Raw genomic sequence first — 24,326 nt, forward strand, 5'->3', positions numbered from 1 at the left:
TAAAAAATTATTCAGCGTTGCCCTGAGCGGTCTCGGCCGGGTAGGTCGCGCGCCACAGTTCGAAGCCGCCGTCCACGCTGTAAACGTCGGAGAAACCTTGGCCTACCAGGTAGGCGGCAGCGCTTTGGCTGGAATTGCCGTGATAGCAGACCACCAGGGTTGGCGCGTCGAGGTCGGCGTTGCGGATGAAATCGGCGACCGAGTGGTTGTCCAGGTGCCGGGCGCCGGTGATGTGGCCGGCGGCAAAGGCCTGCGGGTCGCGAATGTCGACCACGACCGCACCTTCTTTCTTGCGAAGCTCCAAGGCCTGCTCAGGAGGGATGCGCTTGAATTCGCTCATGGGTACTACTTCCTTCAGGTGTGGTCGTTGAGTGTAGTGGGTTGTGCCGGTTGGCGCAGGGTGCCGTCGTCGGCGCAGTCGCAGCGGTGGTATTCACCGCTGTCAACGTTGTACAGGGTCATGGCTCCACCCCATACACAGCCAGTGTCCAGGGCGATGACGTCGGGCTGGGTGACCTCACCCTGCAGAGCGGCCCAATGGCCAAAGATGATCTTCACGTGGCGTGAGCGGCGGTCTTTGTGCGCGTACCAGGCTTTGTAGCCTTTGGGCGCGCTACCCAGGCCTTCCTTGCTCTTGAGGTCGAGTTTGCCATCGGCAGTGCAAAAGCGCATGCGGGTGAAGTAGTTGGTGATGACCCGTAGGCGTTCGACGCCGGCGAGGTTCTTGCGCCACTTGTTCGGCTCGTTGCCATACATGCCTTCGAGGTACAGCTGCAGGCGGGTGTCGTCACGCAGCACTTCCTCGACCTCGGCGGCGAGTTCCAGGGCTTTGCCAAGGGTCCATTGTGGCGGTATGCCGGCGTGAACCAGGGCGATGCCGCGGGGCTCGTCGTAATGCAGCAGCTTTTGCTGGCGTAGCCAGTCGAGCAGCTGGTCGGCGTCCGGCGCTTCAATGATCTCGCGCAGTGTGTCGCTTTTCTTGAGGCGCTCGACGTTGTGCCAGGCGGCCAGCAGGTGCAGGTCATGGTTGCCCAGCACGCAGACCAGTGAATCACGGATCGAGTACAGGAAGCGCAGGGTTTCCAGTGACTCGGGGCCGCGGTTGACCAGGTCGCCCACCAGCCACAGGCGGTCGACGGCGGGGTTGAAACTGACGCGATCGAGCAGGCATTTGAGTGGCTGCAGGCAGCCCTGCAGGTCACCGACGGCGTAGGTAGCCATCAGTGCAGCGCCCCGGGCACTGCCAGGCGGAAGGGGGCAATCTCGGCGTCGAAGCGCTTACCGTCTTCGGCGAACATCTGGTAGCTGCCCTGCATGGTGCCAACGCGGGTGCTGATGACGGCACCACTGCTGTAAGTATGGCTCTGGCCAGGGTCGATGTTGGGTTGCTGGCCAACCACACCGGCACCGCGTACTTCCTCAACCTCGCCGTCACCGTTGGTGATCAGCCAGTGGCGCGATAGCAGCTTGGCCGTGAGCGAGCCATTGTTCTGCACGGTAATGGTGTAGGCGAAAGCGAAACGACTGTTTTCGGGGTCGGATTGTTCTTTCAGGTAGCGGGTCACGACGCTGACGTCGATTTGATAGCGGGGGTCGGACATGCAAGGGCCTTGGGCGAACTGACGCAATAATGCAGTCTAGGCCATTGGGAGGGGGGAGGGCCAGCAGTGATCGGGCTTGGGGTGTTGACTATGCCGGCCCCTTCGCGGGTTTAACCGCGATAAGGCCGGTACAGGCTAAATCAGGCTTGTTGCTGATCAGCCAGTTGGTCAGCCAGGCGCACGAAGGCTGCCAGGTCGAGCTGTTCAGGGCGCAGGCTGCCATCAACGCCGGCAGCCTCGATGGCGGCGCTGTCCAGCAGGCCTTTCATGGTGTTGCGCAGGGTCTTGCGGCGCTGGTTGAACGCTTCGCGAACGACGCGCTCCAGCAGCAGGTGGTCCTTGGCCGGGAACGGCAGCACTTCGTGCGGCACCAGGCGGACGATCGCCGAATCCACTTTCGGCGGCGGGTTGAAGGCACCAGGGCCGACATTGAACAGGTGCTCCACGCGGCAGTGGTACTGCACCATGATCGACAGGCGCCCCCAGTCACCACCGCCAGGGCCGGCGGCCATGCGCTCGACCACTTCCTTCTGCAGCATGAAGTGCATGTCGCGGATCAACCCAGCATGGCTGAGCAGGTGGAAGATCAGCGGGGTGGAGATGTTGTAGGGCAGGTTGCCAACCACCTTGAGGCTGCGCGGCGGCACGCCCAGTTGGTTGAAGTCGAACTTCAGGGCGTCGCCCTGATGCAGGCGGAAGTTGCTGCGATCGGCGAACTTGTGCTGCAGGATCGGCACCAGGTCTTTGTCCAGCTCCACCACGTCCAGCTGTGCGCCACTGCCCAGCAGGCCTTCGGTCAGGGCGCCCTGGCCCGGGCCGATTTCCAGCAGGTGTTCGCCGGCCTTGGCGTTGATGGCGCGCAGGATGCGGTCGATGATACCGGCGTCGTGCAGGAAGTTCTGGCCGAAGCGCTTGCGCGCCCGGTGTTGGTATTGCTCGTTCATGGTCGGTTCTCGGCCATCTGGTAGGCGGTTTCCAGTGCGACGCGCAGGCTGCCGGTGTCGACTTTGCCTGTGCCGGCCAGGTCCAGGGCGGTGCCGTGGTCAACCGACGTGCGGATGATCGGCAGGCCCAGGGTCACGTTCACTGCAGCGCCGAAGCCTTTGTACTTGAGTACGGGAAGGCCCTGGTCGTGGTACATCGCCAGCACCGCATCGCAGTGCTCCAGATATTTGGGGGTAAACAGGGTATCGGCCGGCAGCGGCCCGCGCAGGTCCATGCCTTCGGTGCGCAGGCGGGCCAGGGTCGGCTCGATGATGTCGATTTCTTCGCGGCCCAGGTGGCCGCCCTCGCCCGCGTGCGGGTTGAGGCCGCACACGAGGATACGCGGGTTGGCAATGCCAAACTTGTCGCGCATGTCGGCATGCAGGATACGGGTTACACGTTCGACGCGCTCTGCAGTGATAGCGTCGGCAACATCACGCAGTGGCAGGTGCGTGGTCACCAGGGCCACGCGCAGGCCGCGGGTGGCCAGCATCATTACCACTTGTGCGGTGCGGGTCAGTTCGGCAAGGAATTCGGTATGCCCGGAAAAGGCGATACCGCTTTCGTTGATCACACCCTTGTGCACCGGGGCCGTGATCATCCCGGCGAAGTGCCCGTCCAGGCAGCCTTGCCCGGCGCGGGTCAGGGTTTCCAGCACGAACGCTGCGTTGGCCTTGTCGAGCTGGCCTGGCACCACCGGGGCCGCCAAGGGGGTATCCCAGACGTACAGGCTACCTGCGGGTGCCGGGAGGTCAGGCCATTGGCCCGGGGCTACCGGCAGCAGGCTGACGGCCAGCCCCAGCTGCGTGGCCCGCTCGGCGAGCAGGTCACGGCTGGTGATGGCGATCAGGGGGTGAGGCTGGGCGTCTGCGGCGAGCAGCAGGCACAGGTCGGGACCTATGCCGGCCGGCTCGCCGGGGGTGACGGCGAAGCGCAGGGGCTTCACTGGGCGGCCTGGTCAGCGCCAGGCAGCTTGATTTCAACGTAGGCTTCGTCGCGGATCTGGCGCAGCCAGGTTTGCAGCTCTTCGTCGTACTTGCGATTGCGCAGTACGCTCAGTGCCTGCTGTTCGCGAGCCTGCTCGGTGCTGTCGGTGGCGCGGCGGCCCAGCACTTCCAGAACGTGCCAGCCGTACTGGGTCTTGAACGGTTTGGTCACTACGCCTTGCTGGGCATTGGCCATCTGTTCACGGAACTCCGGTACCAGGCTGTTCGGGTCGACCCAGTTGAGGTCGCCACCGTTGAGTGCCGAACCCGGGTCTTCCGAGAAGCTCTTGGCCAGTTCGCCGAAGTCTTCGCCGCTCTTGATCCTCTCGTACAGGCGCTCGGCCAGCTGCTTGGTGGCCGCCTCGCTGCGGATCTCGCTTGGCTTGATCAGGATGTGGCGTACATGCACTTCGTCACGCAGCACGTTCTCGCTGCCACCGCGCTTCTCCTCGAGCTTGAGGATGATGAAGCCGTTGGGGATGCGAATAGGCTGGGTAATTTCGCCCACTGGCATGCTGCTGAGCATCTTGGCGAAGTCAGGTGGCAGCTGACCGGCTTTACGCCAGCCCATCTCGCCGCCTTCCAGTGCGTTTTCGCTGGCGGAATTGGCAATCGCCATCTGGCCGAAGTCCGCGCCCTGGCGCAGTTGCTGGTACACGTCACCGACCTTGCGGGCCGCTTTCTGGATATCGTCCGAGTTGGCGGCTTCCGGGGTCGGGATGAGGATGTTGGCCAGGCGGTACTCTTCCGACATCTGCATCTTGCCCAGATCCGAGGCCAGGAAGTTCTTCACTTCCTGCTCGGACACCTGAATGCGTTCGGCAACGCGGCGTTGGCGCACGCGGCTGATGATCATCTCGCGCTTGACCTGCTCGCGAGCGTCGTCGAACGACAGGCCGTCATGGGCCAGCGCCGCGCGGAACTGGTCCAGCGACATACCATTGCGCTGGGCAATGGTACCAATGGCCTGGTTCAGCTCTTCGTCGGTGATGCGGATGCCGGAGCGCTCGCCGATCTGCAACTGCAGGTTCTCGACGATCAGGCGTTCCAGTACCTGCGGTTCCAGGGCGCTGGTCGGCGGTACGCCGCCGCCGCGCTTGGCGATTGTTCGCTGGACTTCATGGACACGCTGTTCCAGTTGGCTTTGCATGACCACGTCGTTGTCGACGATAGCCACCACGCGATCAAGAGGTTGCACCGCGGCATGCACCGCGCCACTCAGCAAAGCGGCGCCCAGCAACACTGGGCGCAGACGATCAATAAGCTTGGTCTTCACGTTCACGGTAACCTTGAATGCCTTGGTCGAGGAAAGACTCGACCTTGTTGCCAACTACGCCGCCGAGGCCTTTCAGGACGATCTGAAGGAAGACACCGTGGTCGCCTTTTTCGTTCTGTGGAAGGGCCTGGCTGAAATCGTCGTAGTCGATCCAGTAACGGTTGATCAGGCGCAGCTTCCAGCAGCAGTTGTCGTATTCGAAACCGCCCATGGCTTCCAGGGTGCGGTTGCGGTTGTAGTCATGCTGCCAGCGGGCGATAACGTTCCACTGTGGAACGATCGGCCAGATGACCGAGAAGTCATGCTGCTGGATCTTGTAGTAGTCCTTCACGTAGTTAGGGCTGCCCGGGGTGCCATAGTCACCGCCGCCCACTTTCCAGGTACCGGTCGCGGAGTCATAGGCGATGGTGTCGTTACGGTAGCGATAACCGAGGTTGACCACCTTGTTCGGGTTGTCTTCAGGCTGGTAGTGGAACATCGCGGCGCCCGAGCGTGGGCTGCGGGTGTCCGGGTCCCAGTTGTAGTTCGAATTGAAGCGCCAGTCGCGGTTGAAGTAGTAGTTGTACATCAGCGCGTACGGCGACACGTCGGACTGCGAGTCGGTGCGGGTGCGGTAGTCGATACCCGGCAACTGGACTTTGCGATCCTTGAAGTAATAGGCCTGGCCGATGCTGAAGTTCTGCCGCTCGAAGCCATTCTCTTCGATCCAGCGGGTTGTCACGCCCAGCGACAGTTTGTTCTCGTCGCCGATACGGTCGGTACCGCTGAAGCGGTTGTCACGGAAAAGCGAATCGTAGCTGAACAGCGTTTCGCCCGAGTCGAAGAGCGGGATGTCCCTCTGGTCTTTGTACGGGACGTAGAGGTAGAACAGGCGCGGTTCGAGAGTCTGTTTGTAGTCGGTACCGAACATCGATGTCTTGCGGTCGAAGTAGAGGCCGCTGTCCACGCTGAAAATAGGTACGTCCCGGTTCAGCGAACTGTTGTAGCTGCCGTACGCAGGATTGGCCGACTGGGTGACGGCCTGGGCCTTGCCCTGGCTGTCCAGGTCCAGGTCATAGTGCGTGTACGCGTATTTCAGCTTCGGAGTCAGGAAACCGTAGCTGGCTTCCATCGGCAGGCTGATCGACGGTGCAACGTTGAAGCGGTTGCCGTTGGCGCGGGCAATACCGCTGACGTTCTCGTCCAGACGGCGGCCTGCTGCACCGGCAGAGAAGTCCGGGTTACCGTCCTCGTCCAGAACGAAGTCGTTTTTCAGGTCGCGATCAAAGCGAACGGCTTCGGTTTCATATCCGAAGTTCAAGCCACCCGGCTCGAACGGCAGCTTACCGTTCAGGGTAATCTGCGGCAGGCGGTCGTACGGCGTGATCTTCGAAATGGTCGCCATTTCGTAGGCATGCACGTTCAACCTTGCGGTGTAGCCGTTGCCACGGTAGGTCAGCGCACCCTGCTGGTCCAGCAGGTCTTTGCTCTCAACACCGATCTGGTCGGACTCCAGGTCCTGGAAGTAGAACGGGTCGCTGATGTCGGTGTAGTCCACCTCGGCCATCAGGCGCTCGTCCAGCCCGCCCTTGTGCTGCCAGTTGACCATCCAGCGCTGATCTTTGTAATCAGTCTGGTCTTTGCGGTCGTCGTTCTTGTCGTTCAGGTAGGCGCCGCCGAACTGGCCTTCGCTGGAAGGCGTCAGATAGCGGAACTCGCCTTCCATCAGCAGGCCGCGCTTGGCCATGTAACGCGGGTACAACGTGGCGTCGTAGTTTGGCGCCAGGTTGAAGTAATACGGCGTGACCAGCATGAAGCCGGTGTCGCTGCTGGTGCTGAACGATGGCGGCAGGAAACCGGACTGGCGACGGTCGTCGATCGGGAAGTAGATGTACGGTGTGTAGAACACCGGGAAATCCTTGACCCGCAGCGTGACGTTGGTCGCGGTACCGAAACCGGTTGCCGGGTTCAGGGTGATGTTGTTGCCCTTCAACTGCCAGGCGTTGCTGCCCGGTTCGCAGGTGGTGTACGTACCGTCCTTGAGGCGGATGATGGCGTTTTCGCTGCGCTTGGCGTACAGGGCATTGCCGCGAATGTGCGACTTGTGCATCACGTATTCGGCGTTGTCGACCTGGGCTTCGCCAGTATCGAGCTGGATCTGTGCCTCGTCACCGACCACCAGCGAACCGTTGTCACGGATCTTGACGTTGCCCTTGAGCTCGCCACGGTTTTCGGCCTGGTAGAGGTTGGCCTCGTCGGCTTCGGCCTGCATGCTGCCCTGGCGCATCACCACGTCACCGGCGAGGGTGGCGATCTGTTGCTCCTGCTGGTACTTGGATACCTTGGCATTGATGTAGGTCGGCGACTCATCCTTCGGCGTGGTGTCGGCCATGCCCGGGCGGGTTGGCTCGATATACGCGCCACCGCAGTAGGGGCCGGTTTCAGCCAGCTGCGCGGCGGTGAGCTTTTCACGCGGAACCCAGTCCAGGTGGCTGTAGTCTTCACTGCGCGACTTCAGGCCACGGCCCTTGGCCTCGGTAACCAGCATGGGCCGGTCCGCAGTTTCGGCTTCGCCCGCAGCTTCGGTACCGGAACTGACGGCTGCACCTTCGTGCACCGGGCGCGGTGGCAGGTTGTTGACTGGGGTTTTGGGCTTGCAGTCCCAACCACCGGCGGCGGACACTTGGCAGTCGAATTGTTCGGCTGCCACTACGTATGAGGTGGCCAGAGGTTGCAGGGCCAGCAGACCGCCGGTTACCAGCAACGGAAACTTTCTACGAAACGCGGGGGATTTCAATGCCATCTTATTAGTCCGGGCTTCCTGCGTGCCATCTGCCCGCGTGTGGGGCCGCACGCCTCTCGATGGTCTGAAAAAGATGCTGGATAATAAAGCATGACCCGCTTGACGGCTAGGGCCGTCGGAGACCCTTGCAATGCCTGAACACGATGTACGCCTGCAACAACTGTCGGTCTGGCTCGATGAGCAGCTCAATGATCTTTTCCGCGACAACGCCTGGGGCGAAGTGCCTGCAGGCAGCTTGACTGCTGCCAGCAGCGACGCCAGCTTCCGTCGCTATTTCCGCTGGCAGGGCGCTGGCCACAGCTTCGTGATCATGGATGCGCCCCCCCCGCAGGAGAATTGCCGACCGTTCGTCGCCATCGACCACCTGCTGGCCGGCGCTGACGTACATGTGCCGCTGATCCACGCCCAGGACCTGGAACGCGGCTTTTTGCTGCTCGGGGATCTGGGCACTCAGACATACCTTGACATCATCAATGCCGACAACGCCGATGGCCTGTTCGCCGACGCCATTGATGCCCTTCTGAAGTTCCAGCGTTTGCCGATGGACGCGCCGCTGCCCAGCTACGACGACGCCCTGCTGCGCCGTGAAGTGGAATTGTTCCCCGAATGGTACGTGGGGCGTGAGCTGGGCCTGACTTTCACCGATACACAGAAGGCCACCTGGCAGCGCGTCAGCCAGTTGCTGATCGACAGCGCCCTGGCGCAACCCAAGGTGCTGGTACACCGTGACTACATGCCGCGCAACCTGATGCAGAGCAGCCCCAACCCTGGTGTGCTGGACTTTCAGGATGCGGTATATGGCCCGGTCACCTACGACATTACTTGCCTGTTCAAGGACGCCTTTGTCAGCTGGCCGCAGGCGCGGGTCGAAGGCTGGCTGAGCGACTACTGGCAGCAGGCGCAGGCGGCCGGCATCCCGGTGCACGCCGAGTTCGAAGCCTTCCACCGCGCCAGTGACCTGATGGGCGTGCAGCGCCACCTGAAGGTGATCGGCATCTTCGCCCGTATCTGCCACCGCGACGGCAAGCCGCGTTACCTGGGCGACGTACCGCGTTTCTTCGCCTATATAGATGAAGTGATCGGTCGCCGGCCCGAATTGGCGGAGCTGGGTGAGCTGATTGCCGAGTTGCAGGCCGGAGCGCGTGCATGAAGGCCATGATCCTGGCTGCGGGGAAGGGCGAGCGCATGCGCCCGCTGACCCTGCACACCCCAAAACCGTTGGTCCCGGTCGCCGGCCAGCCGCTGATCGAGTACCACCTGCGCGCCCTGGCGGCAGCGGGGGTGACCGAAGTGGTGATCAACCATGCCTGGCTTGGCCAGCAGATCGAAGAACACTTGGGTGACGGTAGCCGCTTCGGCCTGAGCATCCGCTATTCACCTGAGGGTGAACCGCTGGAAACCGGCGGCGGCATCTTCAAGGCCCTGCCTTTGTTGGGTGATGCGCCGTTCCTGCTGGTGAATGGCGATGTCTGGACCGACTACGACTTCGCGCGTCTGCAGGCTCCCCTGCAAGGTCTGGCTCACCTGGTGCTGGTCGACAACCCTGGCCATCACGGCCGCGGTGATTTCCGCCTGATGGGCGAGCAGGTCGTTGACGGCGATGACGCGCCAGGCACGCTGACCTTCAGCGGCATTTCGGTGCTGCACCCGGCGCTGTTCGAAGGTTGTCAGGCCGGCGCCTTCAAGCTGGCACCGTTGCTGCGTCAGGCGATGGCGGCTGGCAAGGTTTCTGGCGAACACTATCGTGGCCACTGGGTGGATGTTGGCACGCTTGAACGCCTGGCCGAGGCTGAGTCTCTGATCGGCGAGCGCGCCTGACATGTGGTGGCCAAGCACAGTGATTGGGGTGGGTGCCGGCTTTGCTGTTGCGAGCATACCGGGTGCCTTGCTCGGTGCGTTGCTTGGGCAGGCCATCGATCGCCGGCTGCGCTTGCAAGGCTGGGAAGACATGCGCGAACGCCTGGGTGGGCGCCCTGCATTACGCGACGATGAATTGTTGTTCGTAATGCTCGGGCGCCTGGCCAAGTGCGATGGTCGGGTAGCCGAGCAGCACATTCAGCAGGCGCGCCAGGAGATGGTGCGCCTGGACCTGGCCGAGGCTGCCCGGCTGCGCGCCATCAGTGCGTTCAACCGTGGCAAGGCGGGCAAGGACCGCCTTGGCGGGCACCTGCGGCGCATTCGCCAGCAGCCCCACGCGGCGGAAGGTACCTTGCGGGCCTGTTGGCGCATGGTCTGGGCTGACGGCAAGATGGGCAACAAGGAGCGTGAGCTGCTGCTGGACTGGGGGCAGAAACTCGGCATGAGCCGACGCCAGGTGCAGGCCATGTCGCTGGAGTACGAGCCGCGCAAGGCCACGGGGGCAGAGGGCTTGCCCATGACCTATGCGGCAGCGTTGCGCTTGCTGGCGGTGGAGGCGGATACCGACACTGACAAGGTCAAGCAGGCGTATCGTCGGCTTGTCAGCCGGCATCACCCGGACAAGCTGGCGGGTACCGGTGCCAGCGAGGCGCAGGTGCGTGAAGCGACCGCGCGTACCCGTGAGTTGCACCAGGCCTATTCCATGATCCGCAAGCGGCGCGGCCTTTGATGGCCCACCACAAGGATCAAGCCGAACTCAACCCTGAGGGCTTATCCACCCCCGCACCCGGCGGAACAATTGCTCTTGTTCCGCCGCTTTGTTTCCCGGTATGGCGATCAACGACAACTGGCGATACTGGCTATCCTTCTGCCGCTTGCTGGCCTGCAGGCGTTGCTGGGCTGCGTTGCGGTCAGCGCTGCGGGTCGCGTAGTAGATATCAGCTGTCGGTACCTTCAAGGTTGGGGCCAGGCTTTCCAGGTCATGCTCCACCCGTGCAGGTGTCTGAGCAGCAACCATCACCAGTTTTTGTACCTGCGGTGGCTGCTTCTCGCTCAGGTAGCGCGCCGCCCAATATGCACCGCTACCATGGCCGATCAGTACGATGCTGCGGGCGTTGTGTTGCTGGGCGAACGCCACGGCGGCATCCAGGCGGGCGAAGATGCGTTCGGCATCTGCCGGGTCGGACTGCTCGCTGGCTTGTTCGGCGTCGGTGCTTTCTGCCGTGTCGGCATCGGCTGCCGTGGCTTGGGCCACGTTGGCGTTGGCGTCGGCCGGCACGTCCTTGGCCGGTGCGCTTTCGCCTTTGTCTTGCGCAGGCGCTGCAGGTGGTGCGGTTTCGACCCGCGCTTGCGGGCTGTCGGCGAGCAGGTCGGGCAGGCTGACGCTCAGGCTGTGCCAGCCGATATCAGGGAATTTTTGCCGCAGTGGGCCGACTGCATTTGGCCAGTCGGCCGTTTCGCCAGCACCGGGGACAATGATCACTGCCCCTTGCGGATCGTTGTCGTTGGCCGGCTTCCACAGGGCCAGGAAGCTGTCGGCACCGGCCTGAAGGGTCTGCTGCTCAGCTTTGGGCAGCAGCCGCTCCAGCGCCAGGGCATCCTCTTGGCTGCGTTCCAGCAAAGGGGGGCGTGGGGCTTCGGCAGCCGGTGCCACGGTACTTGCAGGTGGTGTTTCGGCATCAGCGGCCAGGGCGCCGAGTGGAAGGACCGAGGCCAGGCAGCACAGTGCCAGCGTCGTGCGATAAAGTGTGGACATGAGTCAACCCAAGGCCAGAATGAAACCGGCAGCCTAATAGTATTTGCCCGTGACGGCCATGCTGCATGGTCGTCTTTGCCAAGTCGAGCGTATAGATGAAGCGAGTGCGTCGCCTGTTGGTTATCGGCTGCTTGTGGCTGCCCTTGATTGTCTGGGCCAAGCCCGAGGCGCTGCCCTCTGTGGTGCTGGAGCCTGATCAGCAGCAGTGGCTGGACACCCACCGCAGTTTGCGTGTCGGCCTGGTGTTGCAGGCGCCCTACGCCCAGTTCGACCGGCGTCTGCAGCAACTTTACGGGGCCAATGTGGAACTGGTGAACAGCCTGGCGCAGGCGCTGCGGCTGGACCTCACCTGGCGTAACTTCAGCGACCAGGCCAGTTTGGAACATGCCCTGCAGCGCGGCGAAATCGACTTCGCCCCTGGCCTTACCCAGACGCCGGCCAGCCTGCGGCTGTGGCTATTCAGCGACCCGTACATGCGCGTGCCACAACTGGTGGTGGGGCCGCGCACCGGGGCCATGGCCGTGGAGCTGGAAAAGCTTGAAGCCGAGCAACGCGTGGCGGTGCGCATGCCCAGCCCCCTGGCGGATTACCTGCGCGGCAACTACGGCAACCTCAACTTGCAGGGGGTGCCAGACGATCGTGAGGCCTTGCAACTGGTGGTCGGTGGCCAGGCCAGTTTCGCCGTGCTGGATGAAGCGCAGCTCAGCCGCCTGTCGCGCGAGAGCGAGTTCGGTGAGCTGGCGGTGGTCGGCGATGTCGGCTTGCCGCAGCTGTTGCGTATCGGTTCGCGGCGCGACTGGCCGCTGCTGGCCGATGTACTTGAACGTGGCCTGCAGGCACTGCCGGCCAAGGAGCTGGAACAACTGCATCAGCGTTGGTTGCAGCCGAAATACCCGCGCCTGAGCGAGTCGCCTGGCTTCTGGCAGAACATCGCCTTGCTGTTCGGTATGTTGCTGCTGTGTGCCATGGCCACACTGGTGTGGCAACGCCGGCAGCAGCGCCAGCTGGAGCGCAGCCTGTTGGCCGCGCGGGAAAGCCTTGTGGAGCGCCAGGTGCGCGAAGAGGCGTTGCGCCTGAGCCAGTTCGCCATCGATCAGAGCACCGTGGGTATCCTCTGGGTCAATTGGGACAGCCATGTGCGTTACGCCAACCATGCTGCCGAGCGCATGTTGGGCTACACCGAGGGTGAACTGCTGGAGCGGCCGCTGAGCGACTTCGAGCCAAGCCTGAACATGGACCGCTGGCTAGAGCTGTGGAAGGGCGCGCGTACGGGGGCGGGTGGTGTCGGTCAGTTTGAGACGCAGTGCCGGCGGGCTGATCAAAGCTTGCTACCCGTGGAGCTGTCGCTGAGCTTTCTGCGTTTTCGTGACTCCGAATATCTGGTGGTCTACCTCGCCGATGTTACCGAACGCCACCGCGCCCTGGCGGCCCTGCGCGAAAGCGAGGCGCGGCTCAAGGGCATTGCTGGCAACGTACCCGGGTTGGTGTTTCGCCTGGAGCGTGACCCGGCAGAGGGCGATCTGGAGTTCCCCTATATCAGCGAGGGTAGCGAGGCGTTGGTGGGTTATGCGCCCAGCGAGATCCAGCAGCCGCAGATGGGGCTGCGCAACCTGGTACACCCCGAGGACCGTGCTGATTATCACAGGGTACAGGACCTGGCCTTGGCCAGCGACCAGGACTGGTCCTGGCAGGGGCGCATCCTCACCCGGCAGGGCGAACAGCGCTGGGCCGATATCAAGGCCAGCGCCCGGCGCCTGGGCAACGGCCAGGTGGTGTGGGACGGTGTAGTCTGGGACATCACACAGGGCAAGCGGGCCGAGCTGGCGCTGGCGAAGTCCCAGGAGCAGCTGCGCGAACTCTCGGCCCACCTGGAGAGCGTGCGTGAAGAAGAAAAAGCCCGTATCGCCCGGGAAGTGCATGATGAACTGGGGCAGATGCTGACCGTGCTCAAGCTGGAAGTGTCGATGTGCGAGCTGGCCTATGCCGAACTGGACCCAGGCCTGAATGAACGCCTGGCGAGCATGAAACGCCTGATCGCCCAGTTGTTCCAGTTGGTGCGCGATGTCGCCACTGCCTTGCGTCCGCCGATCCTCGACGCCGGTATTGCCTCGGCCATCGAATGGCAGGCGAGGCGTTTCGAGGCGCGCACGCAAATCCCCTGTCTGGTGCAAGTACCCGATAATCTGCCAGCATTGAGTGATGCCAAAGCCACCGGGCTGTTTCGTATCCTCCAGGAGGCGCTGACCAATGTGATGCGTCACGCCCAGGCACACAGCGTGGAGATTGAACTGGTACGTGAGGGCGGTCAGTTGCGCATGACGGTCAGCGATGATGGCCAAGGCTTTTGCCGCGAGCAGACCCGGCCCACCTCGTTTGGCCTGGTGGGTGTGCGCGAGCGGGTGCTGATGATGGGGGGGAGCATGGCGCTGGACAGTGAGCCGGGTGAAGGCACCAGCCTGAGCGTGGCCATTCCGTTGGAGTAGGAGAGCAATCGTGATTCGAGTACTGGTGGCCGAAGACCACACCATTGTCCGTGAAGGCATCAAACAGTTGATTGGCCTGGCCAAGGACATGCAAGTGGCGGGGGAGGCCGGTAACGGCGAGCAGTTGCTCGAAACCCTGCGCCACACACCGTGCGAGGTGGTACTGCTGGATATCTCCATGCCGGGTGTGAACGGTCTGGAAGCGATCCCGCGTATCCGTGCGTTGCACGATGCGCCGGCGATCCTGATGCTGTCGATGCACGATGAGGCGCAGATGGCGGCGCGGGCGCTGAAGGCCGGTGCTGCGGGCTATGCCACCAAAGACAGTGATCCGGCGCTGCTACTGACGGCGATTCGTCGGGTGGCGGGTGGTGGACGTTATATCGACCCGTCGCTGGCCGACCGCATGGTGTTCGAAGTGGGCCTGACCGAATCCCGGCCGTTGCACACATTGCTCTCGGAGCGGGAGTTTTCGGTGTTCGAGCGCCTGGCCCAGGGCGCCAACGTCAACGACATTGCCCAGCAGTTGGCGCTGTCGAGCAAGACCATCAGCACCCACAAGGCGCGCCTGATGCAGAAGTTGAAAGTGAACTCGCTGGCGGAGCTGGTGAAATACGCCATGGAGCACAAGCTGGTCTGATTGCGACATACGCAATCGTTGAACCTGTCGAGGCCCTTGTGGGAGCGGGCGTGCCCGCGAAAGGGCCTTGCCGGTTGATTTCTATGGTTGCACCGGCCTCTTCGCGGGCATGCCCGCTCCCACAGGTTCGGTGGACTGCTTTGGAGCGCATTCCAATCCCGCCATCTTTGTAGGGCGATCCCTACAACAAGTCTTCCATCCGGATGATGGCATTCTCTCACTACCCCCGATTTTCGGGCGCTTGCGTCTCTTCTACTCTTTTGCCTACGCAGTCATCCAACAAGAAGGTGCAGGCATGAGCGAGGCGAAGTCGAACGCTGCAACCGGCGAAACGCTGGTCAGCTTCCGTGGTGTGCAGAAGAGCTACGACGGCGAGTCGCTGATCGTCAAAGACCTCAACCTGGATATCCGCAAGGGCGAGTTCCTCACCCTGCTTGGCCCGTCCGGCTCCGGCAAAACCACCAGCCTGATGATGCTGGCGGGCTTCGAGACCCCCACCGCCGGCGAAATCCAGCTTGGCGGCCGCTCGATCAACAATGTGCCGCCGCACAAGCGTGATATCGGCATGGTGTTCCAGAACTACGCGCTGTTTCCGCACATGACCGTGGCCGAGAACCTGGCCTTTCCGCTGACCGTGCGCAACCTGAGCAAGACCGATATCAGCGAGCGGGTCAAACGTGTGCTGAACATGGTCCAGCTCGACGCTTTCGCCAAACGCTACCCCGGCCAGCTGTCTGGCGGCCAGCAGCAGCGTGTGGCGCTGGCCCGGGCATTGGTGTTCGAGCCTCAGCTGGTGCTGATGGATGAGCCACTCGGCGCACTGGATAAGCAACTGCGCGAACACATGCAGATGGAAATCAAGCACATTCACCAGCGCCTCGGTGTGACCGTGGTGTACGTAACCCATGACCAGGGCGAAGCGCTGACCATGTCAGATCGCGTGGCGGTGTTCCACCAGGGCGAAATCCAGCAGATCGCCGACCCGCGCACGCTCTACGAAGAGCCTTGCAACACCTTCGTCGCCAACTTCATCGGCGAGAATAACCGCATTAACGGCACCCTGCTGGCCAGCGATGGCAACCGTTGCCAGGTGCAGTTGCCTCGCGGCGAGCGGGTTGAGGCGCTGGCGGTGAATGTCGGCCAGGCCGGCGAGCCGGTGACCCTATCGATTCGCCCGGAGCGCGTGCGCCTGAATGGCCACAGTGAAAGCTGCGTCAACCGGTTCTCTGGCCGTGTGGCCGAATTCATTTATCTGGGCGACCACGTGCGCGTGCGTCTGGAAGTCTGCGGCAAGGGCGACTTCTTCGTGAAGCAGCCTATTGCCGAGCTCGACCCGGCATTGGCCGTGGGCGATGTAGTACCGCTGGGCTGGGAGGTGGAGCACGCCCGCGCGCTCGATCCGATTGCCGAAGCCCATTGATGGATTGCTTCACCAACCCTGTACTGTGGAGAGAATAATAATGCGTAAGCAGTTGAAACTGACCGCCCTGGCGTTGGGGCTGTTCACCGCTGGCCAGGCCATGGCCGCAGACCTCACCGTGATCTCGTTCGGGGGCGCCAACAAGGCTGCCCAGGCCAAGGCGTTCTACGAGCCATGGGAAAAAGCGGGTAATGGCAAGATTGTCGCGGGTGAGTACAACGGCGAAATGGCCAAGGTCAAGGCGATGGTCGACACCAAGAGTGTGTCGTGGAACCTGGTAGAGGTTGAGTCGCCAGAGCTGGCGCGCGGTTGCGACGAGGGCATGTTCGAAGAGCTAGACCCGGCCCTGTTCGGTAACGAGTCCGATTATGTGAAGGGCGCCATCCAGCCGTGCGGCGTAGGTTTCTTCGTTTGGTCCACGGTCATGGCCTACAACGCTGACAAACTGAAGACCGCACCCACCAGCTGGGCGGATTTCTGGGACACCAAGAAATTCCCTGGCAAGCGCGGCCTGCGCAAGGGCGCCAAGTACACCCTGGAGTTCGCCCTGATGGCCGACGGTGTGGCACCGAAGGACGTGTATCAGGTACTGGGCACCAAAGAGGGTGTGGACCGCGCCTTCAAGAAACTCGATGAACTCAAGCCCAGTATCCAGTGGTGGGAAGCGGGTGCACAGCCGCCACAGTTCTTGGCCTCTGGCGACGTGGTCATGAGTTCTGCCTACAACGGGCGTATTGCCGCTGTGCAGAAAGAGAGCAACCTCAAAGTGGTGTGGAACGGCGGCATCTACGACTTTGATGCATGGGCGATCCCTAAGGGTGCCAAGAACGTCGAAGAGGCGAAGAAGTTCATCGCCTACAGCGTCAAGCCCGAGCAGCAGAAGATCTACTCCGAGAACATCGCCTATGGCCCGGCCAACTCCAAGGCCGTGAGCCTGCTGTCGGACGAAGTGAAGAAAGACATGCCGACCACGCCTGAGAACATTGCCAACCAGGTGCAGATCGACGTGGCGTTCTGGGCCGACAACAGCGAGCAGCTGGAGCAACGCTTCAACGCCTGGGCGGCGAAGAAGTAAACGTCCAGTGTGTGGGGCCGCAGAGCGGCCCCCATTTCAGCCTGTATTGCGGAGTTCGCCATGGCCATTGCAGTGCCCCTCAAAGAAGGCGCAGATCCAAGTCTCAAGCAGCGCCTCAAACACGCCGAGCGGGTAAACCGCTGGAAGGCGCAGGCGTTGATCGCGCCGCTGGCGCTGTTTCTTCTGCTGGTGTTCCTGGTGCCGATTGCGGCGCTGCTGTACAAGAGCGTCGGTAACCCGGAAGTGGTCGGCGGCCTACCGCGTACGGTGGAAGTCATCAGCCAGTGGGATGGCAAGAGCCTGCCTGGCGAGGACGTTTACAAGGCGCTCAGCCAGGACCTGGCCGAGTCGCGCAAGAACCATACCCTTGGTGACCTTTCCAAACGCTTGAACATGGAGCTGGCCGGCTACCGCAGCTTGTTGACCAAGACTGCCCGGGCATTGCCATTCAAGGCTGAGCCTGCCTCTTATAAAGACGCTTTGCAGGCTGTCGACGAGCGTTGGGGTGACCCGGCTTATTGGCAGGCGATACGCCGCAATACCAGTTCGGTGACTTCTTTCTACCTGCTGGCCTCGGTTGACCACCGCATCGATGACCTTGGTGAACTGGCCAAGGCCACCCCGGACCAGGCCATTTACCTGGACATTTTTGTCCGTACCCTGTGGATGGGGGTGGTGATTACCACTATCTGCCTGGTACTGGCCTACCCTCTGGCCTACCTGTTGGCCAACCTGCCTACCCGGCAGAGCAACCTGCTGATGATTCTGGTGCTGTTGCCTTTCTGGACATCGATCCTGGTGCGGGTGGCGGCCTGGATCGTGCTGCTGCAGTCGGGCGGCCTGATCAACGGCGCGCTGATGGCCATGGGCATCATCGACCAGCCGCTTGAGCTGGTGTTCAACCGCACAGGCGTCTACATCTCGATGGTGCACATTCTGCTGCCGTTCATGATCCTGCCGCTGTACAGCGTGATGAAGGGGATTTCCCCGAGCTACATGCGTGCGGCAATCTCGCTGGGCTGCCACCCGTTCGCCAGTTTCTGGCGGGTGTACTTCCCGCAGACCTACGCCGGTGTTGGCGCCGGTTGCCTGCTGGTGTTCATCCTGGCCATCGGTTACTACATCACCCCGGCGCTGCTGGGTAGCCCCAACGACCAGATGGTCAGCTACTTCGTCGCCTTCTACACCAACACCAGCATCAACTGGGGCATGGCCACCGCACTGGGCGGGCTGTTGCTGCTGGCGACCGTGCTGTTGTACCTGATCTATAGCTGGCTGGTCGGCGCCAGCCGCCTGCGCCTGAGCTGAGGAGCCTGTCATGCTGAGCCCATACATGTCGCCCGTGGAGCGGGTCTGGTACTACAGCCTGCGCATTCTCTGTGGCTTGATCCTGCTGTTCCTGATCTTGCCAGTGCTGGTGATCGTGCCGCTGTCATTCAACAGTGGCAGCTTCCTGGTGTACCCGCTGCAGGGCTTCTCGCTGCAGTGGTATCAGGACTTCTTCGGCTCGGCCGAGTGGATGCGGGCGTTGAAGAACAGCATCATCGTTGCCCCGGCGGCCACGGTGCTGGCCATGGTGTTCGGCACCTTGGCGGCCATCGGCCTGACCCGTGGCGATTTCCCCGGCAAGTCGCTGGTGATGGCGTTGGTGATCTCGCCGATGGTGGTGCCGGTAGTGATCATCGGGGTGGCCAGTTACCTGTTCTTCGCTCCTCTGGGCATGGGCAACAGCTTCATCTCGCTGATTCTGGTGCATGCGGTACTGGGTGTGCCGTTCGTCATCATTACCGTGTCGGCGACGCTGCAGGGCTTCAACTACAACCTGGTGCGCGCGGCGGCCAGCCTGGGAGCCTCGCCTCTGCTGGCTTTCCGCCGGGTGACCCTGCCGCTGATCGCGCCCGGTGTCATCTCGGGAGCGTTGTTTGCCTTTGCCACCTCGTTTGACGAGGTGGTGGTGACGCTGTTCCTCGCCGGGCCGGAGCAGGCAACCCTGCCGCGGCAGATGTTCAGCGGTATTCGCGAGAACCTGAGCCCGACCATTGCCGCGGCGGCGACCTTGCTGATTGCGTTCTCGGTGGTGTTGCTGCTTACCCTGGAATGGTTGCGTGGGCGTAGTGAGAAGCTGAGGACCCAGCAGCCGACCTGATGATGGTTTGCCTGTGCCGGGCTCTTCGCGGCTAAAGCTGCGAAGGGGCCGGCACAGGTTGCGCTGGTCGACACCAATTGATACCAATCAGCCTTGATCGCTTTCCCTGAGTTACAATGCGCGCCACCGTGACTTTGCCAACAGGTGCGCCATGCAGCCCTACGCTATTGCCCCCTCCATTCTCTCCGCCGATTTTGCCCGCCTGGGTGAGGACGTCGACAAGGTATTGGCTGCGGGTGCAGACATCGTCCACTTCGATGTCATGGACAATCACTATGTCCCCAACCTGACCATCGGCCCTATGGTTTGCACCGCTCTGCGCAAGTACGGCGTCACTGCGCCGATCGACGTGCACCTGATGGTCAGCCCGGTTGATCGCATCATTGGCGACTTTATCGAAGCGGGTGCCACCTACATCACCTTCCACCCTGAAGCCACACAGCACATCGACCGTTCGCTTCAGCTGATCAAGGATGGTGGCTGCAAGGCTGGCCTGGTGTTCAACCCGGCCACCAGCCTGGATGCCCTGAAATACGTGATGGACAAGATCGACATGGTGCTGCTGATGAGCGTCAACCCGGGCTTCGGCGGGCAGAAGTTCATCCCCGGCACCCTCGACAAGCTGCGCGAAGCGCGTGCGCTGATCGACGCCAGTGGCCGTGATATCCGTCTGGAGATCGATGGTGGCGTGAACGTCAACAACATCCGCGAGATCGCTGCCGCTGGCGCCGACACCTTCGTGGCCGGCTCGGCGATTTTCAACGCCCCGGACTACCAGGAAGTTATCGCCAAGATGCGCGCCGAACTGGCCCTGGCCCGCCCATGAGCGGCTTCGAGCAGCTGTTCCCGGGGACGCTGCCCAGGCTGGTAATGTTCGATCTGGACGGTACCCTGATCGATTCCGTGCCTGACCTGGCCGCCGCTGTGGACCGCATGCTGCTCGAACTGGGGCGCCCGCCTGCTGGCCTTGAGGCCGTGCGCCACTGGGTTGGCAATGGCGCCCAGGTGCTGGTGCGCCGCGCGTTGGCGGGTGGCATCGACCACGCCGAAGTGGACGATGCGCTGGCAGAACAGGCGCTGGCGCTGTTCATGGACGCTTATGCCGAAAGCCATGATCTGACCGTGGTCTACCCCGGCGTACGGGACACCCTGCGCTGGCTGCGCAAGCAGGGCGTGGAGATGGCGCTGATTACCAACAAGCCTGAGCGCTTCGTTGGCCCGCTGCTGGACCAGATGAAGATCGGCAATTTCTTCCGCTGGATCATTGGTGGCGACACCTTGCCGCAGAAAAAGCCCGACCCGGCGGCGTTGCTGTTCGTCATGCAGATGGCCGGTGTTACCCCGCAACAATCCCTGTTTGTGGGTGATTCTCGCAGTGACGTGCAGGCGGCCAAGGCGGCTGGCGTGCAATGCGTGGGCCTGACCTACGGCTATAACCATGGCAGGCCGATCGACGATGAATCCCCCAGCCTGGTAATCGACGACTTGCGGGCATTGCTGCCCGGTTGCGCAGACCCGGCCACTGGGATAACGTTGGCGGACCTTCAAGCCTCACAAGACAGAGAGTCCACCGTGGCGGTTACTGGCAAATTCTGGATGAAAGTCATCAAGGCCTTGGCCCGTTGGCGTTGGCGCGCCTGACTTCAGCCTGCCGGCGTGTGCCGGCCCGTCCGTTTGCCTGACCTATTGCTGCTTGCCACGAGACTACTCATGAACCACGAAGAATTCCTGCGCCTGGCTGCTGCCGGCTACAACCGTATTCCCTTGGCCTGTGAAACCTTGGCCGACTTCGACACGCCGCTGTCGATCTACCTGAAACTGGCTGACCGGCCCAACTCGTACCTGCTCGAATCGGTGCAGGGCGGCGAGAAGTGGGGCCGTTACTCGATGATCGGCTTGCCATCGCGTACGGTGATGCGTGTGCATGGCTACCATGTCAGCATCCTCCAGGATGGCGTCGAGGTGGAAAGCTGTGAGGTCGAAGACCCGCTGGCATTCGTTGAAACCTTCAAGGACCGCTACAAAGTTGCCGATATCCCCGGCCTGCCGCGCTTCAATGGCGGGCTGGTCGGCTACTTTGGCTACGATTGCGTGCGCTATGTGGAAAAGCGCCTAGGCGCCAGCCCCAATCCGGACCCGCTGGGCGTACCCGATATCCTGCTGATGGTGTCCGACGCGGTGGTGGTGTTCGACAACCTGGCGGGCAAGATGCACGCCATCGTGTTGGTCGACCCAGCTGAAGATCAGGCTTTCGAACAGGGCCAGGCGCGCCTGCAAGGCTTGCTGGAAACCTTGCGTCAGCCAATCACCCCGCGCCGCGGTCTGGACCTGAGCGGCCCGCAGGCAGCCGAGCCGGAATTCCGCTCCAGCTACACCCGCGAGGATTACGAAAACGCCGTCGGTCGTATCAAGGAATACATCCTGGCCGGGGACTGTATGCAGGTGGTGCCATCGCAGCGCATGTCGATCGACTTCAAGGCTGCGCCTATCGACCTGTACCGCGCGCTACGCTGTTTCAACCCGACGCCGTACATGTACTTCTTCAACTTCGGTGACTTTCATGTAGTCGGCAGCTCGCCCGAGGTGTTGGTACGTGTCGAGGACAACCTGGTCACCGTGCGCCCGATTGCCGGTACCCGCCCGCGTGGTGCGACCGAGGAGGCCGACCGTGCGCTGGAAGACGACCTGCTGTCGGACGACAAGGAAATTGCCGAGCACCTGATGCTGATCGATCTGGGCCGCAACGATGTGGGCCGTGTGTCTTCGACCGGCAGTGTGCGCCTGACCGAGAAGATGGTGATCGAGCGTTACTCCAACGTGATGCACATTGTCTCCAACGTTACTGGCCAGTTGCGTGAAGGCCTCACGGCGATGGATGCACTGCGGGCGATTCTGCCGGCTGGCACCTTGTCGGGAGCGCCGAAGATCCGCGCGATGGAAATCATCGACGAGCTGGAACCTGTCAAGCGTGGGGTTTACGGCGGTGCAGTCGGGTATTTTGCCTGGAACGGCAATATGGATACCGCAATTGCCATTCGTACTGCAGTGATCAAGGACGGCGAGCTGCATGTGCAGGCCGGTGGCGGCATCGTTGCCGACTCGGTGCCGGCGCTGGAATGGGAAGAAACCATCAACAAGCGCCGGGCGATGTTCCGTGCGGTGGCGTTGGCCGAGCAGACTTCGGCCAAATAATTTGCCTGGGGCCGCAAAGCGGCCCCAGCAATTTAGAAGTCCACACTAACCCCCAGGCTAATGCCCTGCTGCGTCAACTCATCACTTTTGCGCCAGTTGTAGTTCCCGCGCAAATGCACCCCCGCCACCAGTTCATGGCTTACTCCCAGGCTCGCCCGGGTCAGGTCGCTGTGTGGTGTGTACCCGCTCAGGGTGAAGTCATTTGCCGGCAAGCTGGTCAGGTGCATCGTCACATCCTGCTCGTCGTCCTCGAACTCATGCTCCTGTGCCACCTCGGCGAAAAGCCGGGTACCTGGCAGTACCTGCACGCTGCCCAGCAGCCCCACGCCCAGGCGGCGTGAAGTGCGCTCCTGGTCATCGAAGGCAAGCGCCGTCGAGCGCCCGCTCTTCTCGTCGTAGCCATCCACCTTCACCCGCGCATAGTCGACACTGATGAACGGTGCCAACTGCCAGTTGCTGGTGTCGGCCGCCAGGTTGTAGCCCAGCCGCCCGGACAATGCCCAGGCTTCGCCGTCGGTGTCGCCCTTCTCACTGCGGTCATTCACACCCAGGGCGAAGGTACGCTTGAGATCGCTGTAGTCCAGGTGCCCGGCGGTCAGCGCTGCGTCGGCCCACCAGCGGTCCTGGCGGTATTGGGCAAAGGCACTGGCCATATAGCTGTTCAGCTTGTAGTCCGAGTCCTGTTCGCCAGCTTCCAGCTTCTGCCGGTACGCACCGCCGGCCAGGCCCAGGCGCCAGGCGTCGTTCAGGCGATAGCTGCCGCCAAAGGTCAGGTTGTAGCCGCGACCGTCACCGCTGGCCGCGCTGTGCTGGCCGTCGAAGTCCAGGTCCTGAGCGCCGCTGGCGACAAAGGCTTGCCATTGGCCAACTGCTTGCCAAGGCGTCTGCCACTGATTGCGCAACTCATCCTGGTGGGCCCGCAGACTGGCGTGGGCCATTTCCGGTAGCAGGGTCAGTTCCCAAGGGGCAGCGAGGATCGAGTAGGCGTAATCGGCAATCAGTTGTTGGCCCGCGATAGTCGGGTGTACCGAGTCGTTGAACAGCAGTTTGGTCGGGTCTGGCGTTGTACCGTTGATCCCGTACACCGGGTTTTCCACGCAACTGTCTCCGCTGTAGCAGGTGCCGACAAGGTTCTGGTCGCTGGCCAGGCCGAACTGGCTGGGGCTGGCCAACGCCTCGCTCAACAGCGTAGGGATGTTCAGTGGAATGATCTGGGCATCGATCTGCCCCAACTGGCTGATCAATGACTGGTTGAACGCAGCGGAGAGCAGTGACAGTGGGTTTTGCTGTGGTGTGCCGCTGAAATTGGGTGTTTGGCCGAGGTCAGGCAGTAGCCAGACCATGATGTAGCGCGCACCTCCTTGCTGAAGCGCTTGGGCGCTGGCAGCCAGGCGGGCGCCGGCGGCTACGGCGTCGGCCGGGCTATTCACCAGGCCCTGCAGGAAGTCGTTACCGCCGCCTGTCAGATAGTACAAGGCATTTGGGTCGGCGCGCAGCCCGTTGGCCAGGTAGCCGGGGCGCTCGCGCAGCACCAACCCGGCATTGGGGTTTCCAGGTGGGATGACGGTCTCGGACGTTGTCGTGATCGAGTCCAGGATCTGCTGGGTGGTGTACCCGCCGACTGCCCAGTTATTACCATCGGGGCTGATGCCTATTGATGTCGACGGGTTCAGGTCGCCTGGCGCGACCCCCAGGCGGCTACCGAGGATCATCGGTGACACTGGGGCAAAGTTGCCGTCGGCATCGCGGTTGGTGAAACGCGCGCCTGGGGTACCGCCGCCCAGGTCGGGAAACTGCCCCGCATCGGCGAGGCTGTCGCCAAACACGACAAGGGTGGAATAGGGCGAAGGGCCTGCCAACGCCTGGCTGCAGGCCAAGGCCAGTGAAGCGAGGGTAAAGCGCAATAACGGGGCTTTTCGCATCAGGGAACATCCTTTTCTTTGTTTTTATAAGGACAACCCCATCGACCTTAGCAAATCGTAGTGCTTCCCTCCCAAGTCCATTCGTTTCCCCGTGTTTACAGGCATATTGCGCCCGTCGCCCCGGTAGGCTACTGTGCCGGGACGTATGAGCGAGACCTATCCTGTGTTGATCGTCAGCAAACTCTTGATGCGCGTAATCAAGGCCC

21 protein-coding genes are annotated in these 24,326 nt (G+C 62.4%); 12 read left to right on the top strand and 9 right to left on the bottom strand.

The window, feature by feature from the left end:
* Positions 1 to 7: 7 nt before the first annotated feature.
* From glpE to QCL51_RS01840, 7 genes are all read right to left on the bottom strand, one after another.
* A complete protein-coding gene (glpE, locus tag QCL51_RS01810) occupies positions 8 to 340 on the bottom strand; it encodes a thiosulfate sulfurtransferase GlpE (RefSeq protein WP_010951742.1) in 333 nt (110 codons plus the stop codon).
* 14 nt (positions 341 to 354) lie between these two features.
* Positions 355 to 1,221, bottom strand: coding sequence for a symmetrical bis(5'-nucleosyl)-tetraphosphatase (locus tag QCL51_RS01815; protein ID WP_274101405.1), 867 nt, complete (start codon positions 1,219 to 1,221; stop codon positions 355 to 357).
* Positions 1,221 to 1,601, bottom strand: a complete 381-nt coding sequence (apaG, locus tag QCL51_RS01820; RefSeq protein WP_021782712.1) for a Co2+/Mg2+ efflux protein ApaG — start codon at positions 1,599 to 1,601, stop codon at positions 1,221 to 1,223. The genes QCL51_RS01815 and apaG overlap by 1 nt, the downstream gene beginning before the upstream one ends.
* Before the next feature lie 140 nt (positions 1,602 to 1,741).
* A complete protein-coding gene (gene rsmA, locus QCL51_RS01825) occupies positions 1,742 to 2,545 on the bottom strand; it encodes a 16S rRNA (adenine(1518)-N(6)/adenine(1519)-N(6))-dimethyltransferase RsmA (RefSeq protein WP_003255558.1) in 804 nt (267 codons plus the stop codon).
* Positions 2,542 to 3,531, bottom strand: coding sequence for a 4-hydroxythreonine-4-phosphate dehydrogenase PdxA (gene pdxA / locus QCL51_RS01830; protein ID WP_003255557.1), 990 nt, complete (start codon positions 3,529 to 3,531; stop codon positions 2,542 to 2,544). Before pdxA ends, rsmA begins: the two co-directional genes overlap by 4 nt.
* Entirely contained in the window at positions 3,528 to 4,853 is a 1,326-nt protein-coding gene (gene surA, locus QCL51_RS01835; protein ID WP_021782713.1) for a peptidylprolyl isomerase SurA, read from the bottom strand. Before surA ends, pdxA begins: the two co-directional genes overlap by 4 nt.
* Positions 4,828 to 7,629: an LPS-assembly protein LptD gene (locus QCL51_RS01840; protein ID WP_135192458.1), complete on the bottom strand. Its 2,802-nt coding sequence runs from the start codon at positions 7,627 to 7,629 to the stop codon at positions 4,828 to 4,830. Before QCL51_RS01840 ends, surA begins: the two co-directional genes overlap by 26 nt.
* 130 nt (positions 7,630 to 7,759) lie before the next feature.
* On the opposite strand from QCL51_RS01840, the gene QCL51_RS01845 reads away from it, so the two are divergent.
* From QCL51_RS01845 to QCL51_RS01855, 3 genes are read left to right on the top strand one after another with little or no spacing between them, the layout of a single operon-like run.
* Entirely contained in the window at positions 7,760 to 8,779 is a 1,020-nt protein-coding gene (locus QCL51_RS01845; protein ID WP_021782715.1) for a phosphotransferase, read from the top strand.
* The gene (gene murU / locus QCL51_RS01850; protein ID WP_028696956.1) at positions 8,776 to 9,447 is read left to right on the top strand and encodes an N-acetylmuramate alpha-1-phosphate uridylyltransferase MurU; all 672 of its coding nucleotides are present in this window, start codon (positions 8,776 to 8,778) and stop codon (positions 9,445 to 9,447) included. The genes QCL51_RS01845 and murU overlap by 4 nt, the downstream gene beginning before the upstream one ends.
* Before the next feature lies 1 nt (position 9,448).
* Positions 9,449 to 10,216, top strand: a complete 768-nt coding sequence (locus QCL51_RS01855) for a TerB family tellurite resistance protein (protein WP_338444573.1) — start codon at positions 9,449 to 9,451, stop codon at positions 10,214 to 10,216.
* 27 nt (positions 10,217 to 10,243) lie between these two features.
* Here QCL51_RS01855 and QCL51_RS01860 read toward each other — a convergent pair whose 3' ends face one another.
* Positions 10,244 to 11,242, bottom strand: a complete 999-nt coding sequence (locus QCL51_RS01860; protein WP_021782718.1) for an alpha/beta hydrolase family protein — start codon at positions 11,240 to 11,242, stop codon at positions 10,244 to 10,246.
* 95 nt (positions 11,243 to 11,337) lie between these two features.
* On the opposite strand from QCL51_RS01860, the gene QCL51_RS01865 reads away from it, so the two are divergent.
* The 9 genes from QCL51_RS01865 to trpE all read left to right on the top strand — a co-directional run bounded on the left by QCL51_RS01865 (position 11,338) and on the right by trpE (position 22,198).
* Positions 11,338 to 13,725 (top strand): sensor histidine kinase, encoded by a 2,388-nt coding sequence (locus tag QCL51_RS01865; RefSeq protein ID WP_021782719.1) that lies wholly within the window; start codon positions 11,338 to 11,340, stop codon positions 13,723 to 13,725.
* Positions 13,726 to 13,732: 7 nt separating this feature from the next.
* Positions 13,733 to 14,365, top strand: a complete 633-nt coding sequence (locus tag QCL51_RS01870) for a response regulator transcription factor (RefSeq protein WP_173401663.1) — start codon at positions 13,733 to 13,735, stop codon at positions 14,363 to 14,365.
* A gap of 295 nt (positions 14,366 to 14,660) precedes the next feature.
* Positions 14,661 to 15,785, top strand: a complete 1,125-nt coding sequence (locus QCL51_RS01875; protein ID WP_021782720.1) for an ABC transporter ATP-binding protein — start codon at positions 14,661 to 14,663, stop codon at positions 15,783 to 15,785.
* A 40-nt stretch (positions 15,786 to 15,825) separates the two neighbouring features.
* Positions 15,826 to 16,860 (top strand): ABC transporter substrate-binding protein, encoded by a 1,035-nt coding sequence (locus QCL51_RS01880; RefSeq protein ID WP_021782721.1) that lies wholly within the window; start codon positions 15,826 to 15,828, stop codon positions 16,858 to 16,860.
* 60 nt (positions 16,861 to 16,920) lie between these two features.
* A complete protein-coding gene (locus tag QCL51_RS01885; protein ID WP_021782722.1) occupies positions 16,921 to 18,168 on the top strand; it encodes an ABC transporter permease in 1,248 nt (415 codons plus the stop codon).
* Between the two features lie 10 nt (positions 18,169 to 18,178).
* Entirely contained in the window at positions 18,179 to 19,006 is an 828-nt protein-coding gene (locus QCL51_RS01890; RefSeq protein WP_021782723.1) for an ABC transporter permease, read from the top strand.
* Between the two features lie 151 nt (positions 19,007 to 19,157).
* Positions 19,158 to 19,832 (top strand): ribulose-phosphate 3-epimerase, encoded by a 675-nt coding sequence (rpe, locus tag QCL51_RS01895; protein WP_003255539.1) that lies wholly within the window; start codon positions 19,158 to 19,160, stop codon positions 19,830 to 19,832.
* Positions 19,829 to 20,647 (top strand): phosphoglycolate phosphatase, encoded by an 819-nt coding sequence (locus QCL51_RS01900; RefSeq protein WP_021782724.1) that lies wholly within the window; start codon positions 19,829 to 19,831, stop codon positions 20,645 to 20,647. The genes rpe and QCL51_RS01900 overlap by 4 nt, the downstream gene beginning before the upstream one ends.
* Positions 20,648 to 20,716: 69 nt before the next feature.
* The gene (gene trpE / locus QCL51_RS01905; RefSeq protein WP_021782725.1) at positions 20,717 to 22,198 is read left to right on the top strand and encodes an anthranilate synthase component I; all 1,482 of its coding nucleotides are present in this window, start codon (positions 20,717 to 20,719) and stop codon (positions 22,196 to 22,198) included.
* Positions 22,199 to 22,230: 32 nt separating this feature from the next.
* Here trpE and estP read toward each other — a convergent pair whose 3' ends face one another.
* Entirely contained in the window at positions 22,231 to 24,120 is a 1,890-nt protein-coding gene (estP, locus tag QCL51_RS01910) for an esterase EstP (protein ID WP_103443393.1), read from the bottom strand.
* Between the last annotated feature and the right edge of the window lie 206 nt (positions 24,121 to 24,326).

Origin of the sequence: Pseudomonas sp. LTR0, from assembly GCF_036630035.1 — a bacterium.
In the GTDB taxonomy this organism is placed as follows: Bacteria; Pseudomonadota; Gammaproteobacteria; order Pseudomonadales; family Pseudomonadaceae; genus Aquipseudomonas; species Aquipseudomonas putida_Y.

Coding starts and splice junctions, on each gene's coding strand:
- glpE (WP_010951742.1), bottom strand. CDS start 340: ATGAGCGAATTCAAGCGCATCCCTCCTGAGCAGGCCTTGGAGCTTCGC.
- QCL51_RS01815 (WP_274101405.1), bottom strand. CDS start 1,221: ATGGCTACCTACGCCGTCGGTGACCTGCAGGGCTGCCTGCAGCCACTC.
- apaG (WP_021782712.1), bottom strand. CDS start 1,601: ATGTCCGACCCCCGCTATCAAATCGACGTCAGCGTCGTGACCCGCTAC.
- rsmA (WP_003255558.1), bottom strand. CDS start 2,545: ATGAACGAGCAATACCAACACCGGGCGCGCAAGCGCTTCGGCCAGAAC.
- QCL51_RS01840 (WP_135192458.1), bottom strand. CDS start 7,629: ATGGCATTGAAATCCCCCGCGTTTCGTAGAAAGTTTCCGTTGCTGGTA.
- QCL51_RS01845 (WP_021782715.1), top strand. CDS start 7,760: ATGCCTGAACACGATGTACGCCTGCAACAACTGTCGGTCTGGCTCGAT.
- murU (WP_028696956.1), top strand. CDS start 8,776: ATGAAGGCCATGATCCTGGCTGCGGGGAAGGGCGAGCGCATGCGCCCG.
- QCL51_RS01855 (WP_338444573.1), top strand. CDS start 9,449: ATGTGGTGGCCAAGCACAGTGATTGGGGTGGGTGCCGGCTTTGCTGTT.
- QCL51_RS01860 (WP_021782718.1), bottom strand. CDS start 11,242: ATGTCCACACTTTATCGCACGACGCTGGCACTGTGCTGCCTGGCCTCG.
- QCL51_RS01865 (WP_021782719.1), top strand. CDS start 11,338: ATGAAGCGAGTGCGTCGCCTGTTGGTTATCGGCTGCTTGTGGCTGCCC.
- QCL51_RS01875 (WP_021782720.1), top strand. CDS start 14,661: ATGAGCGAGGCGAAGTCGAACGCTGCAACCGGCGAAACGCTGGTCAGC.
- QCL51_RS01880 (WP_021782721.1), top strand. CDS start 15,826: ATGCGTAAGCAGTTGAAACTGACCGCCCTGGCGTTGGGGCTGTTCACC.
- QCL51_RS01885 (WP_021782722.1), top strand. CDS start 16,921: ATGGCCATTGCAGTGCCCCTCAAAGAAGGCGCAGATCCAAGTCTCAAG.
- QCL51_RS01890 (WP_021782723.1), top strand. CDS start 18,179: ATGCTGAGCCCATACATGTCGCCCGTGGAGCGGGTCTGGTACTACAGC.
- rpe (WP_003255539.1), top strand. CDS start 19,158: ATGCAGCCCTACGCTATTGCCCCCTCCATTCTCTCCGCCGATTTTGCC.
- QCL51_RS01900 (WP_021782724.1), top strand. CDS start 19,829: ATGAGCGGCTTCGAGCAGCTGTTCCCGGGGACGCTGCCCAGGCTGGTA.
- trpE (WP_021782725.1), top strand. CDS start 20,717: ATGAACCACGAAGAATTCCTGCGCCTGGCTGCTGCCGGCTACAACCGT.
- estP (WP_103443393.1), bottom strand. CDS start 24,120: ATGCGAAAAGCCCCGTTATTGCGCTTTACCCTCGCTTCACTGGCCTTG.